At 45.2% G+C, this 15,295-nt stretch carries 15 protein-coding genes; 1 reads left to right on the plus strand and 14 read right to left on the minus strand.

What is annotated here, in order from left to right; all coding sequences use genetic code 11:
* Window positions 1-12 precede the first annotated feature (12 nt).
* On the minus strand, window positions 13-411 hold the full coding sequence (locus NIE88_RS19725; protein WP_253065058.1) for an Asp23/Gls24 family envelope stress response protein: 399 nt from the start codon (window positions 409-411) through the stop codon (window positions 13-15).
* Between the two features lie 238 nt (window positions 412-649).
* On the opposite strand from NIE88_RS19725, the gene rpmB reads away from it, so the two are divergent.
* Complete coding sequence (gene rpmB / locus NIE88_RS19730) at window positions 650-838, plus strand: 50S ribosomal protein L28 (RefSeq protein WP_253065059.1); 189 nt, start codon at window positions 650-652, stop codon at window positions 836-838.
* Between the two features lie 142 nt (window positions 839-980).
* Here rpmB and spoVM read toward each other — a convergent pair whose 3' ends face one another.
* The 13 genes from spoVM to NIE88_RS19795 all read right to left on the minus strand — a co-directional run bounded on the left by spoVM (window position 981) and on the right by NIE88_RS19795 (window position 15,259).
* On the minus strand, window positions 981-1,061 hold the full coding sequence (spoVM, locus tag NIE88_RS19735; protein ID WP_253065084.1) for a stage V sporulation protein SpoVM: 81 nt from the start codon (window positions 1,059-1,061) through the stop codon (window positions 981-983).
* 100 nt (window positions 1,062-1,161) lie between these two features.
* Complete coding sequence (locus tag NIE88_RS19740; protein ID WP_253065060.1) at window positions 1,162-1,803, minus strand: thiamine diphosphokinase; 642 nt, start codon at window positions 1,801-1,803, stop codon at window positions 1,162-1,164.
* Between the two features lie 51 nt (window positions 1,804-1,854).
* Complete coding sequence (rsgA, locus tag NIE88_RS19745; protein WP_253065061.1) at window positions 1,855-2,742, minus strand: ribosome small subunit-dependent GTPase A; 888 nt, start codon at window positions 2,740-2,742, stop codon at window positions 1,855-1,857.
* 38 nt (window positions 2,743-2,780) lie between these two features.
* Window positions 2,781-4,766, minus strand: a complete 1,986-nt coding sequence (gene pknB / locus NIE88_RS19750; protein WP_253065062.1) for a Stk1 family PASTA domain-containing Ser/Thr kinase — start codon at window positions 4,764-4,766, stop codon at window positions 2,781-2,783.
* On the minus strand, window positions 4,763-5,512 hold the full coding sequence (locus NIE88_RS19755; RefSeq protein ID WP_253065063.1) for a Stp1/IreP family PP2C-type Ser/Thr phosphatase: 750 nt from the start codon (window positions 5,510-5,512) through the stop codon (window positions 4,763-4,765). Before NIE88_RS19755 ends, pknB begins: the two co-directional genes overlap by 4 nt.
* Window positions 5,513-5,546: 34 nt before the next feature.
* Window positions 5,547-6,887, minus strand: coding sequence for a 16S rRNA (cytosine(967)-C(5))-methyltransferase RsmB (gene rsmB / locus NIE88_RS19760; protein WP_253065064.1), 1,341 nt, complete (start codon window positions 6,885-6,887; stop codon window positions 5,547-5,549).
* Window positions 6,887-7,828 (minus strand): methionyl-tRNA formyltransferase, encoded by a 942-nt coding sequence (gene fmt / locus NIE88_RS19765; RefSeq protein WP_253065065.1) that lies wholly within the window; start codon window positions 7,826-7,828, stop codon window positions 6,887-6,889. The genes rsmB and fmt overlap by 1 nt, the downstream gene beginning before the upstream one ends.
* Before the next feature lie 75 nt (window positions 7,829-7,903).
* Window positions 7,904-10,324, minus strand: a complete 2,421-nt coding sequence (gene priA / locus NIE88_RS19770; RefSeq protein ID WP_253065066.1) for a primosomal protein N' — start codon at window positions 10,322-10,324, stop codon at window positions 7,904-7,906.
* Window positions 10,321-11,517 carry a bifunctional phosphopantothenoylcysteine decarboxylase/phosphopantothenate--cysteine ligase CoaBC gene (coaBC, locus tag NIE88_RS19775; protein WP_253065067.1) on the minus strand — a complete coding sequence of 399 codons (1,197 nt, stop codon included), beginning with the start codon at window positions 11,515-11,517 and terminating at the stop codon, window positions 10,321-10,323. The genes priA and coaBC overlap by 4 nt, the downstream gene beginning before the upstream one ends.
* A 182-nt stretch (window positions 11,518-11,699) precedes the next feature.
* A complete protein-coding gene (gene rpoZ / locus NIE88_RS19780) occupies window positions 11,700-11,894 on the minus strand; it encodes a DNA-directed RNA polymerase subunit omega (RefSeq protein WP_253065085.1) in 195 nt (64 codons plus the stop codon).
* Window positions 11,895-11,903: 9 nt separating this feature from the next.
* Window positions 11,904-12,518, minus strand: coding sequence for a guanylate kinase (gene gmk / locus NIE88_RS19785; RefSeq protein WP_253065068.1), 615 nt, complete (start codon window positions 12,516-12,518; stop codon window positions 11,904-11,906).
* A gap of 35 nt (window positions 12,519-12,553) precedes the next feature.
* Window positions 12,554-13,441, minus strand: coding sequence for a YicC/YloC family endoribonuclease (locus tag NIE88_RS19790; protein ID WP_253065069.1), 888 nt, complete (start codon window positions 13,439-13,441; stop codon window positions 12,554-12,556).
* A gap of 81 nt (window positions 13,442-13,522) precedes the next feature.
* Window positions 13,523-15,259 carry an Rqc2 family fibronectin-binding protein gene (locus NIE88_RS19795; RefSeq protein WP_253065070.1) on the minus strand — a complete coding sequence of 579 codons (1,737 nt, stop codon included), beginning with the start codon at window positions 15,257-15,259 and terminating at the stop codon, window positions 13,523-13,525.
* Window positions 15,260-15,295 lie beyond the last annotated feature (36 nt).

Below are 15,295 nucleotides of genomic sequence, written 5' to 3' on the forward strand. Positions count from 1 at the left end.
GCGTAGCTCCCCTTATGCTTGTAGTGATTGATCTTCACGCTGCACGTCTTCATCTGTGAGACGGACGCCTTGTACAAAGATATTAATCGAAGCAGCATTCAATCCAAGCATTTCATTTAAGGTTTCTTTAACCTTTGTTTGAACACTCCCCGCAACCTCTGAAATACGAGTGCCGTAACTCACAATGATATACATATCAATAAGCAAATTCTGATTTTCATCAAAGCGGACAACAACGCCGCGGCTGAAGTTTTCTTTTTTCAGCAGTTCAGTAAAACCGTCTTTCAATTGATTTTTCGATGCCATACCTACGATTCCAAGGCAATCCATCGCAGCACCGCCAACAATTTTAGCGATGACATCGATTGATATATCAATTTGCCCATAGCTGTTCGTTATAGAAACCGTCATCTGTAAGCCCTCCATGTGAAATTCTATTCATTAAATTATAGAAACGTCAATCTTATTCCTCTATCCGTAATCTTATTCGACTTACCGTTATTTTACACTAGCTTTCTTTTTTTTTAAAGTAATGCATAACGGGTTCATCCACTCAGTCATAATGTTATCTCTAGTTGCACGTCACGTTCGTACGTGTTACTATAAAGCTATTGTGTTAATGAATTGCATGGTCAAGGAGGTCATCTATATGGGACGTCGATGCTTTGTTACCGGCAAAACAACGAAGTTCGGTCAGAACCGTTCATTTGCTGAAAATAAATCGAAAAGAACATTTAAAGCGAATCTGCAAAAGATCCGGATTCTTGTGGACGGAAAACCGAAACGTGTTTATGTATCCACAAAAGCGCTTAAAGCAGGTAAAGTTGAACGCGCTTAATGAGCTTGATCGACAAAATCATTTGCATGAACGCGGAGCAAAAAAGCCAAGTTCTTTTTTTCTGAGGAATTCGGTTTTTTTGTTCACTGATCAAAAAAGGCATCTCTCACTAGAGATGTCTTTTTTGATGATGTGAGCTCATTTACCCCTTCTTAAACGAACCGAGGAGGGCTCTCACAATACTTGCCAGAAATTTTGGCAGCTTAATCGTATAAAATTTCATGATACTGCTCCTCCTTGTCTCAAGCGCCGTCATCCTTTATCACGTGCTTCTAGAATATATGAAGCGATATTGAAAACTATGACCGCTTCATATAGACAAGTCAATCACTGCAGCGCATCATTAACAGAAGGCCATGTGAAAAGGAAACGTGAAAAATGGCTGCTTGGGGTTCATTGCTGATACAAAGACTCGATCCTAGATGCAGCTCTGCGTCGCGTAGCGGATACTTAACACATGACAAACTCAGCCCTGTCACTCTTTCAGTCAAAGCAAGAAATGAAAGATAACGGTATGATGGATTGTTCTTTACAGGATATGCGCCCGGAGTCAATAAAGTGATCCAATTCTTTTTATCAATAATAGCGAGTTCAGTAGTGGTGTCAGTCGATTTCATCAGCAATTGCACACTGGCAAGCGCATGATCCATTCTACCGCCGGTCACACCAAACAGATAACACTGTTCCGGATTCAAACGAAGCGCCCAGTTAAGTGCCAGTTCTAAATCTGTTTTATCTTTTTCAGGGGGGTAGGCGCAAAGATCAAGCGCATTCTTGTCAATCTCTATTCTTTCTTCTGGAGTTAATGAATCAAAATCACCGAATGCACGAATCGGACGAATCTTATTTTTCAACAAAACGACCGTCCCATGATCAGCACCGATCCATTCAAAGTCCTCATATTCCGAATCATTCAGATCGGGCAGAAGTGATTCTGGACCTCCTGCAACAATTGCCAGCTTCATTCGCAGCTGCCTCCGTTCTTTACTTTTTTACTAATGAACTTTAACTGTTCGTTAATACTTCGTGCGTTCACGTTCATTGAGTTCGGATAAGAAAATTTTATAATGTTCATAGCGCAAATGATCAATCCTGCCTTTGGAGACTGCGTCCTTTACCATGCAATCCGGTTCGGCAAGATGCATGCAGCCTCTGAAACGACAGCCTTCCCTAAATTCGTCAAATTCGGGAAAGCATTTTTCCAAATCGGACGGAGCTATATGCGGGAGTTCCAAAGAACTGAATCCTGGTGTATCTGCTACATAACCATTGATAGAGATCGGCAGCAATTCTACATGTCTTGTCGTATGTTTCCCGCGGCCTAAAGCATGTGAAATTGCCTGAGTTTCGATGTTTAATGAATCACCTAAATAATTTAACAGTGTCGATTTTCCGACACCGGACTGTCCGGTAACAACGCTGATTCGATTTTCCATTCGCTGCGTGAGTTCGGACAGTCCTTCCTTTTTCAAACTGGAGGTGAACAAAATAGGATAGCCAATCTTTTCATAAACACTCATTTGCAAACGAAAGATTTTGATTTCTTTTTCCGACAAAAGATCCCATTTTGTAAAACAAATAACCGGATCAATTTGACTTGCCTCCATTGAGACAAGAAAACGGTCAAGAAGCTGGCAGTCCAAAGCAGGTTCCGCAACCGAAAAGACCAAAATAGCTTGGTCAATGTTGGCAATTGGTGGACGTTTCAATACATTCTTACGCTCGCTGATCGATAAAATATAGCCATCCGTCGGCTTTGCTGCCTCATAAAGAACATGATCGCCAACAAGCGGACTAATGCCGCGCTTTCGAAACACCCCTCTTGCGCGACATTGGATCAGCTGATCACCATTCTTTACATAATAAAACCCGCTTAGTGCTTTAATTATCGTACCTTCAGGCATATCAAGACTCCTTATAAGGTTTAGAGACGTATTCTCTATTAATCCGGATAATCAACCGTACCTGTCTTTCTTTCGACACCATCAATTAATACCCGGTAAGAACCTTTTTCATTCGGATTGATCGTAAAAGGTATCGTATAGGTTTTCGTTTCAGTGATTTGTTCATCGGTAAATACAGAGTTGTCGTGGTTGGCATCAGTATAATATATTTGTACGTGAATCGGCGCGCTTTCCCCTGAATCGGAGGATGTGCTGTCATCGCTTGTTTCCGGATACACTACTTTGATCGGCTGATCAATTTCCTTTGGCTTGGCCTCTTTTCCCTTCGACAATGTGACGATGACAGAAGAATCCTTGTCCACTTGGCTTCCGGCAGCGGGGTCCTGATCAAGCACACTGCCTTTTTCGATATCGTCGGAATAGTCGCCATCAGAAAAATCAGCCGTCAAGCCTCGATTTTTAAGCAGTTTGCTCGCTTCGCTTTTCGTTTTCCCCTTCAGATTTGGAACGGTAGCCTGTGGATTGCCCGTACTGTAGGTAAGTTCCAATATTGTTTTTGATGGGACAACTTTTTCTCCTGCAGCCGGATTTTGGCGTATTATCTGATCCTCAGGTACTGACGCCGACTGTTCCTCATGCCAAACCACATCTTTATAACCGGCATCCTTAATTGCATCAGTAACTGTATCTCGGCTGTAACCGACATAATTGTCCAGCGCAACGGTCTTAGCGCCCTTGCTCACGACGAGAGAAATCTGCGCATTTTCTTTAACTTCCGTGCCTGCATCAGGATTCTGACTAATAATTCTTCCTTTTGCAACAGAATTGCTTACACGGTCCGTTCGGATCGGCTTCAACTTCTGATTAGACAAAGCCTTGCGCGCATCTTGATAGGTCATTCCTGTTACATCAGGAACTCGAACATTGGAGACGTAGAATAATTTAGGCAAAAGCGTTAACCCAAGGGCCAGTCCTGCTGCAATCAGCAAAATAAGAATTCCTGAGAAAGTAAGCCATTTTTTAGCTTTTGATTTTTTCTTTTTCCCGTTCCCGCTTGTCTGGGTTGGATCGGCAACCTTTTTTTCTGCTGTTTCTTGATTCTTTTTAGGCTGGTTTTTAATCGGTGCCATTTTAATCGTTTTTTCCAGATCTTCGTTTTCTTCCTCAGGAACAGGCTGAGCAAGAGTCAGTCTTTGCTCATTTGCACGTCCCGGATCAAGCGCAGTGATTAAATCATTGTACATGTCCATTACTTGATCATAGCGGTCAGATGGATTTTTCGCCAGAGCACGAATCATCACATTTTCAATGGATTGAGGAATATCCGATCGAAAATCACGCGGATAAGGCATTGGAGAGCTGAGATGTTTCAACGCAACAGATACAGGGGAAGTTCCGGGAAACGGTAACTTTCCTGTCAATAGTTCAAACATAACAATGCCGATTGCATAAATATCCGATTTAATCGTGGCTTTCCCGCCTCTTGCCTGTTCCGGGGAAAGATAATGTGCTGATCCCATGATCGAATGGGTATAGGTGATCGTCGCACCGCTGACCGCAAGCGCGATACCGAAATCAGTTACCTTCACCCGTTCGGTTTCATTGATTAATATATTTTGAGGCTTTATATCCCGATGTACAATGCCACGCTGATGTGCATGAGTAATGGCAAGCAAAATTTGCTTCATTATATAAACAGATTCATCTATAGAAATGGGCGAATAGTCCTTTATAAATTCTTTAAGTGTCATTCCTTCAATGTATTCCATGACAATGTAATAGCAGTCCTCTTCGCCGATATCATAAATCGCAACAATATTTGGGTGAGAAAGACTCGCGACCGATTCCGCTTCACGATGAAAGCGGCGGACAAATTCCTCATCTCCGGCCAATTCAGGGCGAAGTGTTTTTACTGCGACAAAGCGTTCCAAAATTAAATCTTTTGCCTTATAGACGATCGCCATTCCGCCCTCGCCGAGACGGGATAGAATTTGATATCTTCCGCCAACTCGTTTTCCGATCATAGTTTCTCACCATCACCATCTTTGGAAATAATGATCACCGAACTATTGTCCTCTCCGCCGGCATGATTCGCCTCATTGATCATCATTTCTGTTTTCTCACGCAAATTCATTGTACCCTCCATAATTTCGCTCAATATCTGATCAGACAGCTTGTTCGTTAATCCGTCGGAACAAATCAAAAGATGCGAACAGTCCGTCCAGTCAATCACCGATGTATCTAGAGCGATCGTTGGCTCGGTTCCTAAGGAACGCATCAAAATATTTCTTTTTGGATGGTCCGCAGCCTCTTCTTTGGTTATTTGTCCGGATTTCAGCAATTCATTAACGAATGTATGGTCTTCGGTAATCTGTTTGACAATATAACCCTGTTTCCATATGTATATCCTGCTGTCTCCAACAGATGAAACGGCGATAAATTCATTCGTGCAAAGTGCAACTGCGAAAGTCGTTCCCATACCTCGGCATTCTTCGTGAGTCTCTGCATATTCGTATAAACGCAGATTCACACTACGAACTAAACGATTCAACCACATCTCTGCTTCTTCTTTAGTGAAAGTGCCTGAATGCTCCGACCACTTGGCTGATGTAAGCTTCAAAGCCATTTTACTGGCAATTTCGCCTGCGGCATGTCCTCCCATCCCGTCAGCAACGATGCCAATCAGGCATTCATCACCATAAAACACACCCAAACTGTCCTCATTTTGTTCTCGTACGTTTCCGGAACTTGTATACCATTCGGCCTTCACGCATTTCACTCCTTTAAGAAAGTCCATCTTCCGCTTAATTTAAGCGCTCAAGACAGCAAATGAAAAAGCCATCGGTTTGAAACATATAGGGCATAATCTGCAACATACCGTCACGTGGATCAGTCTTAGCCTTTGGCATTCGTTTTGCGAAAGATGCTTCCGCACGAAAGTTCGAATGATTCGCTAAAAAAGCTGCCATTTGTTTTTCATTTTCATCTTTATGGATCGTGCATGTGCTGTAAATTAACCAACCGCCGGGTTTTACGAGTAAAGCCGCTTCTTCCAAAATCATCTGCTGAATGGGGATCAGCCCCTTGATCTCATCCACCAATTTGGTCCATTTAATCTCAGGCTTCCGCCTGATCACGCCTAAACCGGAACATGGAACATCAAGAACAACGCGATCAAAAGATGCTTCACCAAGCTTGCTTCGCGCCGATCTTGCATCCATAGCATGGGCCTCGATATTGCTTAAGCCAAGCCGCTCAGCCGCATGATCAATTAACTGCGCCTTATGTGGATGCAAATCAAGTGCGACAATTCGGCCGCGATTGCCCATTCGTTCAGCTAAATGCGTTGTTTTTCCGCCGGGTCCTGCGCATGCATCCAAGACCAGCATCCCTTCCTCAGGTGCTGCAGCATCTGCGACCAGCATTGAACTTTCATCCTGAATCGTAAAATAGCCCTTTTGAAATGCTTGCGACTGAACGGCGTTCCCGCTTGTGACAATCAAAGCATCCGGAGAGAGTTTTCCGGGAAGCGTTTCTATGTTTTCTGCCGCTAATTGATCTGCCAGTTCCTGCCTTGTAACCTTGAGTTGATTGACTCGAATGGACACACTAGGCGGAAGATTATCGGCCTCAGCAATTTTAACAGCGGTTTCGCGGTCCCACTGTGCTTCCCATAATCCCATCAGCCACTCTGGATGGCTATATACAATCGAATTCCTTTTGCTTTCCGGTTCAATTTTCGATAGGTCAGGCAAGCCTTCACGCAGAATCCGACGAAGTACGCCATTGACAAATCCTGAAATGCCTCGATGCCCCCGCTTCTTTGCAATCGTAACCGCCTCATTGACGATTGCATGATCGGGAATACGGTCAAGAAATGCTTTTTGATAGATAGACATAAAAAGCAGCTGCTTCACCCAATCATCTATTTTTCTTTTCTTTTCCACAAAGGATGATAAGTAATAGTCTAATATCAATTTTTGCTGCAACACGCCATAAACGAGCGTCGTAACCAGCCCTTTATCTTTATCTGATAAGTGCCCGGCATTTAATGTCTCGTTCAAAACAATTTGACTGTACGCATGCTTTTTTGTTATTGCAAGAAGCAAATCCAATACGGTCTCACGGGCTGTCATTTTGCTCATCATTTCACTCCAAGTACGGTGCCGTTTTTTAAACGCGTACCTCGAAGAAAATCGACAGCCTTCATCCTTTTTTTCCCCGCAGGCTGACACTCGACAATTTTGATAACCTGACCGTTTCCCGTTGCAACAAAGAAGCCTTCTGAGCCGGATTGGATAATCGTGCCTGGTTTTTCTGCTGTCCTAAGATCCGTTAACTCAGCAGCAAAGAGCTTAAATATGGATCCTTCCAATCGTGTGAACGCTCCCGGAAACGGATTTAGTCCACGAATCAGATTCCGTACTGCCGAAGCGGACTTCTCCCATACAATCTCTTCATCTTCATGCTGGATACTCGGCGCAAAGGTAACCTCTTTCTCGTTCTGCGGCCGGGGGGTCAGCGACCCTGCCTCAAGTTTCGGCAAGGTTTCCATAAGCAGATTGCTTCCGGCAGTACTTAATTTATCATGCAGCGTTCCGAATGTATCCTGATCCTCAATCGGCACGCGTACTTGTGATAAAATATCTCCCGCATCCAGCTGCTTCACCATATACATGATCGTAACGCCGCTTTCCTTCTGCCCGTCAATAATTGACTGTTGAATCGGAGCCGCACCGCGATAAGCAGGCAGCAATGAGGCATGGACATTGACGCACCCAAGCCGCGGTCCTTTAAGCAGCGACTCAGGAAGAATTTGTCCATAAGCGGCAGTTACCAACAGATCCGCACCGAATGCGAGAATTTCTTGAATCGCTTCCGCTTTGCGCACTTTCTCCGGCTGCAGGACAGGTACAGAAAACTTCTCGGCAAGTACTTTTACCGGAGGCGGGGTTAATCGATGCTTCCGACCTTTAGGACGGTCAGGCTGCGTCACGACGCAGACCACTTCATATGCTGGGTCCTCCAGTAAATACTGCAGGACAGGTACCGCAAAATCCGGTGTTCCCATAAACGTTATTTTCATTGAATCATCCTCTTCAGCTTCATTAAATAAATCCTCGTTTAGGTCTGTTCGAAAGTCAATAGCCGAACACCTCAACTACATAAGTGCAACAGGATTAAGATCAATAGATACCTGCAAACCGTTCTTTCCGCCTTCTTGAAAGTGCTGCATAATCCGGTGCAGTACAGGCAGAAGTGCGGGTTCTCTTTTGTATTTTACCATGCACTGGTAACGATATCTATCCTTTATCTTTGCGACAGCCGGCACGACCGGACCGTATATCTGAGATGAATCAGACAGATGCTTCTTCAAAATCAACGCAATCCGTTCCGCCGCCTCCGCAACCTTTGCCGGCTCCGGATGGGTAAGACAAATCAAAACCAAATAGTAAAACGGCGGATAGCTCCCGAGCCGGCGAAGCGCCATTTCCTGATTATAAAAGCTTTCATAGTCGTGCCGTGCGGCATCAAGCACAGCGTAGTGGTCCGGGCTATAACTCTGTATGACGACTTCTCCCGGCAGGTCATGTCTTCCTGCGCGTCCAGCTACCTGCGTCACGAGCTGGAACGTTTTTTCCGAAGCGCGGAAATCCGCGAGATGCAGTAATGAATCTGCCGCGAGTACGCCTACGAGCGTCACCTTTGGAAAATCCAGCCCCTTAGCGATCATTTGCGTTCCAAGCAGTATATCCGCCTTCTCTTCGCCGAATTGCCGCAGCAGTCGTTCATGGCTGCCTTTTTTTCGTGTCGTATCCACATCCATGCGGATCACACGCGCTTCTGGAATCAGTCTGCTTAGTTCTGCCTCAACCTTTTGAGTACCTGTACCAAAAAAGCGCATCGCATCGCTGCCGCAGGTCGGACAGGTGTCGGACACAGCCTGTTCATATCCGCAATAGTGACACTTTAATAAATGCTGAGCGCGATGATAAGTCAGTGATATATCACAGTGAGGACACTCCACAACGGTACCGCATGATCGGCACATGACGAAAGTCGCGTAACCGCGTCGATTCAGAAAGAGCACGGTCTGCTCTTTCTTTTGAAGTCGATCCTTTATTTTTTCAAGCAGTTCCTTCGAGAAGACCGAGTGATTTCCCTGACGCATTTCCTCTCGAAGATCGACAATATGAACAGACGGCAGAGGCCGGTGATTTACGCGCTGTTTCAAAGAAAGCAGTGTATAGACTTGTTTACGCGCACGAGCAAAGGATTCGAGTGACGGCGTCGCACTTCCAAGTACAACCGGACACTGGTGGTCTTGCGCTCGATGAATGGCAATGTCTCGCGCGTGATAACGAGGCATATCTTCCTGTTTATAGCTGGATTCATGCTCCTCATCAATGATAATTAAACCAAGATTGTTAAAGGGTGCAAAAATTGCCGATCGCGCTCCGACAACAACCTGCACTTTTTCTTCGCGGATTTTGCGCCATTCATCATATTTTTCTCCTCGACTCAATCCGCTGTGCATTACGGCCACATGATCGCCGAAACGACCTTTAAACCGTACTACCATTTGCGGAGTCAATGAAATTTCCGGAACGAGAACGATGGCTTGCTGCTTTCGTTCAAGAACATGCTGAATGGACTGAAGGTAAATTTCCGTTTTTCCGCTTCCCGTAACACCGTGGCATAAAAAAACACGATGTTCGTTCTTATCCATCGATTGCAAAATAGGTGCAAGCGCATTCGCCTGCTCATCAGTTAGCTTTAGCGGTTCGGTGTGTTCAATGGCACGCTTATAGGGATTTCGGAACTGTTCAACTTGATCGATGCGCAGCAATTCTTTCTCTGCAAGTTTCAAAATTGCGTCTCGGCTTAAACCTTCATTTGTGAGAGCTTGCATCGTTGGATGAAAGGTTGCAGAATCGGATCGATGTATAAAATAGTAAAGCGCTTCCTTTTGCCGTTTTGCTCGATCACTGAGTTGCGAATACTCAAGTTTCATTCGCTCTGCGGAAACTGAAGCTGAAACAACAGCCACATGTTTCGCGGTGGCTTGGTTGCGTACCAGCTGATGAATGGAAAGGCTCCCTTTACGCAAAGCATGATTAATCGATGTTAATAAATTCACATCGTTTTTTACAAGTTCCGCCCAAAGCAGTTGTCCCTTTGATTCAAAAAGTCCGGCCAAATTCGGATGCTGTTTTTTTAATTGTTTCGGATCTTCAACTTTAACTACCTTTTTGTAGTCAGCCTTCAGCACCGCCGGAAGCATTGCCTGATATGCCGCCACGGTCGCGCAAACTGTCGTATCTGCCAGCCAGCGGCCCAACTCCAGCAATTCCGTTGTGAGGACGGGCAGATGATCTTCGATGGCGTCTATCGATTTTAATCGAGTAAATTCCGAGCTTTCCTTAAGCGCCGTCACAAAACCAAGCCGACGCGTTCGTCCAAACGGTACGGTGACACGCATGCCGGGTTCTAGAAGATCGCGATACGGCTCCGGGACTCGGTAATCAAACGGCTTATTCACCGGATTCGCCGGAATATCGATATAGACCTCGGCAATCATTTTATTTCACTCGTTTCAAACAACTCTGCCAGAGCATCGCAGATCTTTGTTGCGACTTCCTGCTTGTGCATCGTCTCAAAAGCCTGCTTTTTGCCGCCCGCGAAATAGAAGGTTACTTTATTCGTATCTTCTCCAAAACTGTCGATTGCATGATTGGCAACGAGCAGATCCAAGTGCTTGGCTTCGAGTTTCCTGAGTGCATTCGCTTCTAAATGATCGGTTTCGGCCGCAAAACCAATCAGTATTTGGCTCTGTTTCTTTTCGCCTAATTCTTTTAATATGTCCGGATTCCTGATCATCGTAACCGTCAACGGATCATCGGATTTTTTAATTTTCTTCTCGCTCACCTGCTCCGGACGATAATCTGCAACAGCTGCCGCCTTTATTACTGCGTCAACGTCAGAAAAGCGTTTCATGACTTCACGATGCATGTCGCGCGCAGTAGTTACGTGAATTCTTTTGATTTCAGAGGAAACATTCAGGTCGACTCCCGCAACAAGCGTCACCTCGGCACCTGCCAGGCGTGCGGCTTCGGCAATTGCATAACCCATCTTTCCACTGGAACGATTGCTGAAAAAACGGATTGGATCAAGCGATTCTTTTGTCGCACCGGCAGTTACAAGAATCTTTTTCCCGGCAAGTGATCGGTGAGCAAAGTGGTCACCTACTTCGCGGACAATATCCTCAGGTTCAGTCATTCTGCCTGAACCTGTCCATCCGCACGCTAATCTGCCTTTTTCCGGACCGATTAAATGATAACCGTAGCTTTGAAGGATGCGCAAATTCTTCTGAACGGCAGGATGTGCATACATATTGACATTCATAGCCGGAGCAATCCAGATTGGTGCTTTTGAGGCAAGTGCTACCGCAGTAAGCATGTCCTCAGCCATACCCGCCGCCATCTTTGCAATGGTGTTAGCCGTTGCGGGTGCTACAATAAAAGCATCTGCATCATCTGCTAAATCAATATGAGCAATTTGTCCTTCCTTCTCATCCAAAATGACGCGATCATAAACCGTATGTCTCGTGAGCGCTTGAAAAGTAACAGATCCGACAAATTGTTTTGCGGATTCGGTCATCAGAACATGAACATCTGCTCCTGATTTAACCAGCCGACTCGTCAACTCTGCTGCCTTATAGGCGGCAATTCCTCCGGTTACGCCAAGCACAATTTTTTTCCCTTGTAGCGTCATGAAAACACATCCTTATCCCTTATCAATATGATTTTTATTTTGACACTCATTTTGTTCCTCATCATCCGTCATCGGAAAAGTCCTGTGCTGTAATGCAAATGCCGTACCTTCAGGCTTAGAACCTATATAAAAGGCAACAACCTGTTTCAGGTTGTTGCCTTGCCGTTCGGCCGCCCTTGTCGTTAATGTTTGTAATTGAGCAGTCCGGCATTAATTTCTTCCAAGGCCTGACCGACTTCTTTAACGGAACGCGGATGTTCAACGAGCAAATGTCCGGAACCATCCTGAAGCTGGCGCGCACGTTTCGCAGAAAGCGTCACCAAGGTATAAGTAGAATTCACTTTTTTTAGCAGACTGTCAATAGACGGATAGATCATCATATTCCGTCATCCCCTTCCGTTTTCAATATATTTCTCAATCAGCCGATCGACTCTGCAATGTTCAGCAAGCACGATGGCTTCGATACGATCGCAGGCGTTTTCAACTTGATCGTTTTCCACGACATAATTGTAATTCTGCATTAATTCCATTTCCGATTTTGCCACAGTCATTCGGCTTTCAATCAGATCTGCGGTTTCTGTGCCGCGTCCGACAATCCGATTTTTCAATTCGGCCAGATTAGGTGGAGCGAGGAAAATGAATAGCGCTTCCGGGAACTTCTTTTTCACTTGAAGTGCACCCTGAACCTCAATCTCCAAGATAACATCTTCGCCGCTCTCAAGCGATTCATGGACATAATCAACCGGCGTACCGTAACAATTGCCCACATACTCTGCCCACTCCAGAAGCTTTTCCTGCTCAATCATCTGCTGAAACTGCTCCCGTGTTTTAAAGAAGTAGTGAACGCCGTCGATCTCGCCTTCCCTCGGCTTTCTCGTCGTAGCTGAAATGGAATATTTTAATTTTGTGCCGCGCTTGCGCAGCGCCTTGCATACGGTTCCCTTGCCAACGCCGGAAGGTCCGGACAGAACCACCAGCAGTCCCTTTTCTTTAAAACTCATCACTTTGCCTCCAACAGATACACATCAATCATACATCATTCTATATTTTGCACTTGTTCACGTAATTTTTCAATCTCGGTTTTCATGGACACGACAAAGCGGCTTACTTCAGCATGGTTCCCCTTCGAGCCGATCGTATTCACTTCACGGTTCATTTCCTGAATGAGAAAATCGAAACGACGGCCAACGGGTATGTCCGAATTTTCATCCAACAAAATGGTGCATTGATTTAAGTGGCTTTTCAAACGCGTCACTTCTTCGTCAATAGCCGTTTTATTGATGAATACAGCCATTTCATTCATCAATCGATTTTCATCAATCGATTGATTCTGTCCGAGAAAGTCAGCGATCGCCGTGCGGAGTCTCATTTTATACTGAGTACGAACCTCAGGCATCAGTACCTCAAGCCGGTCGACCTCAAGTCGGATTTCTCGAATTTTATCTAAAAGATCACTTCTCAGCGCCTCTCCCTCTTTTTCACGCATTGCAATGAGCCTCTCCGCAGCCTCACGAACCACATTAAGCACCAGTGTTTCAACAGATTGTGCGTCGTAATTGTCTGCATCACGGAGTGAGAAGATGCCGGGAAGCTGAAGAATAGCGTCGAGATCAGTCAATTGGAATCCGCTGCGCCGCTGCATTTCTTTAGCGGCATGCACATACTGGTCAAAAAGCGGCCAGTTGGTTTCTACTTGAGGAGAATTAGCATCACTGCCTTTAACAGAAAGATATAGGTTAAGCGATCCGCGCTTCACATAGGAATGAACAATTTTCTTCAACTGATCCTCAAGATAGACAAATGATCTCGGTCCATTAAAAGTAAAATCAAAAAACCGATGATTGATCGTTTTGAGCTCAACATGTACTTGTGTGTTGCCTTGACTTTGCTCACACATACCGAAGCCTGTCATACTCTTAATCATCCGATCACTTCCACTATTCCATTTTAAACAACTTCCGCGCATTGTAGCAAGTCCTGGCAGCAAATAAATCACGATAAGCTGTTAAGTCTGCTTCTTTGACTCGGATTTTGGCTTTTCACGCATTTTCAGTACCTGCGACTCATTGGGTGTCACATAAATCGTTTTTTGATCCGTATAAATGACAAAGCCCGGTTTAGCTCCGCTCGGTTTTTTGACATACTTTACTTTCGTATAATCAACCGGAACGCCGCTCCCCATCCGTGATTTGCTGTAAAAAGCCGCCAGATTAGCCGCTTCCATCAACACATGCTCGCTCGGATTCTGAGACCTGATCACAACATGTGATCCGGGAATGTTTTTCGTATGCAGCCAGATTTCTTCACGTGCCGCCTCTTTCGTTGTCAAGTAATCATTTTGCTTGTTGTTCTTACCAACGAGAATAAGCGTACCATCCGCGGCAAAGTACTGATCAATGGCTGGTTTGTTTTTTTTCTTCCGATCCTTGCCTGAACGCTTCTTTCTTAAATAGCCGCCTTCAACCAATTCCTCGCGAATTTCTTCAATGTCTTTCATGGATGCCGACTCAACCTGTTGGGTTAAGCCTTCGAAATAGGCAATTTCATCATTCGTCTGTCGAACCTGTTCAGCGACTACTTTCTTTGCCGTTTTCGCTTTGTTATACTTCTTAAAATAAGTCTGCGCGTTCTCAGACGGTGTCCGGTTCGGGTTGAGACTGATCGTCACTTGTGCCTGATCGGGATCATAGTAATTGATCGCGTCCACATGCAGGTCACCACGTTTAAACAAATGCATGCTTGCTGTCAGCAGTTGACCGTACAAGCGATACTTATCTGCATCTTCCGCATCTTGCAGCGTTTTTTTCAATTTCTTTAATTTTGTCTTGTTTTTCTTCAATTCCAAACTGATGAAGTGGCTGAGATCGCCCGCCTTTTGTCTGACCGCGTCGGTTCGCGCTTTAACCGCATAAAAACGATCCAGCATCTGGTGGACAGTGGCAAAGGTCTCCGTTTTTTCTGATTTATGTGTCAGTCGCAGCACATGGAAATCATCTTTTCCCTTATCATTAAAAACAATCATCGGGTGGTAATCATGATTGCGTATTTCCGTTTGAATTTCAAGAAACGCTCGGGCAACCGCTTCTTGATGGGGGAGTCCGGCACGACGAACAATTTCGGCACCAATCTGCGGTGAAAAGCCACTGACGACGCCGACAATCTGCCGATCAATGCGTCCGGCATTCCATTCAACCCTGCTGATTAAATCCTGTACACTGACCTCAAGCGGGTTAAGCTTTCCCTGATCCGGCGGCAAAACATAGGTTACACCCGGCAATACCGTCCGAAAACGATTGACCGCCGGAGTCAGATGTTTCATTGAATCAATGATTCGCTTGCTCGCCTTATCAATTAGAATCACATTGCTGTGCCTGCCCATGAGTTCAATAATTAATTCTTTTTCCGTCAGGTCGCCTAATTCATTGCGCGAACGAAGATCAATATGCACAATGCGTTCAAAACCTAACTGCTCAATCCGCTCAATCACGCTGCCCTCAAGATACTTTCGCAAAAGCATGCAGAACATCGGTGGCTCCTGTGGGTTTCCTTCCGATTGCTCCGTCAAATGCATACGAGCAAAAGCCGCATTAATGGAAATAAGCAGCTTCCCACGTGTCCCGCGTGCGCGCAGATGAAAAATAAGATCTGTAGGCGTCGGCTGATATATTTTAGCCACTCTGCCCCCTGTAAATTCTTGCAGGCTTTGAACCGCGGCATGGGTAACAATACCATCATAAGACATGGCGCATTCCTCACTTCCAAAAAAAAGCGGGCACTC

This window comes from Sporolactobacillus shoreicorticis (genome assembly GCF_024125445.1).
GTDB classification, from domain to species: domain Bacteria; phylum Bacillota; class Bacilli; order Bacillales; family Sporolactobacillaceae; genus Sporolactobacillus; species Sporolactobacillus shoreicorticis.

Excerpts from the sequence above, each read along its gene's own strand:
- NIE88_RS19725 (WP_253065058.1), bottom strand. The coding sequence starts at position 411 with ATGACGGTTTCTATAACGAACAGCTATGGGCAAATTGATATATCAATC.
- rpmB (WP_253065059.1), top strand. The coding sequence starts at position 650 with ATGGGACGTCGATGCTTTGTTACCGGCAAAACAACGAAGTTCGGTCAG.
- spoVM (WP_253065084.1), bottom strand. The coding sequence starts at position 1,061 with ATGAAATTTTATACGATTAAGCTGCCAAAATTTCTGGCAAGTATTGTG.
- NIE88_RS19740 (WP_253065060.1), bottom strand. The coding sequence starts at position 1,803 with ATGAAGCTGGCAATTGTTGCAGGAGGTCCAGAATCACTTCTGCCCGAT.
- rsgA (WP_253065061.1), bottom strand. The coding sequence starts at position 2,742 with ATGCCTGAAGGTACGATAATTAAAGCACTAAGCGGGTTTTATTATGTA.
- pknB (WP_253065062.1), bottom strand. The coding sequence starts at position 4,766 with ATGATCGGAAAACGAGTTGGCGGAAGATATCAAATTCTATCCCGTCTC.
- rsmB (WP_253065064.1), bottom strand. The coding sequence starts at position 6,887 with ATGAGCAAAATGACAGCCCGTGAGACCGTATTGGATTTGCTTCTTGCA.
- fmt (WP_253065065.1), bottom strand. The coding sequence starts at position 7,828 with ATGAAAATAACGTTTATGGGAACACCGGATTTTGCGGTACCTGTCCTG.
- priA (WP_253065066.1), bottom strand. The coding sequence starts at position 10,324 with ATGATTGCCGAGGTCTATATCGATATTCCGGCGAATCCGGTGAATAAG.
- coaBC (WP_253065067.1), bottom strand. The coding sequence starts at position 11,517 with ATGACGCTACAAGGGAAAAAAATTGTGCTTGGCGTAACCGGAGGAATT.
- rpoZ (WP_253065085.1), bottom strand. The coding sequence starts at position 11,894 with ATGATCTATCCGTCTATTGACAGTCTGCTAAAAAAAGTGAATTCTACT.
- gmk (WP_253065068.1), bottom strand. The coding sequence starts at position 12,518 with ATGAGTTTTAAAGAAAAGGGACTGCTGGTGGTTCTGTCCGGACCTTCC.
- NIE88_RS19790 (WP_253065069.1), bottom strand. The coding sequence starts at position 13,441 with ATGATTAAGAGTATGACAGGCTTCGGTATGTGTGAGCAAAGTCAAGGC.
- NIE88_RS19795 (WP_253065070.1), bottom strand. The coding sequence starts at position 15,259 with ATGTCTTATGATGGTATTGTTACCCATGCCGCGGTTCAAAGCCTGCAA.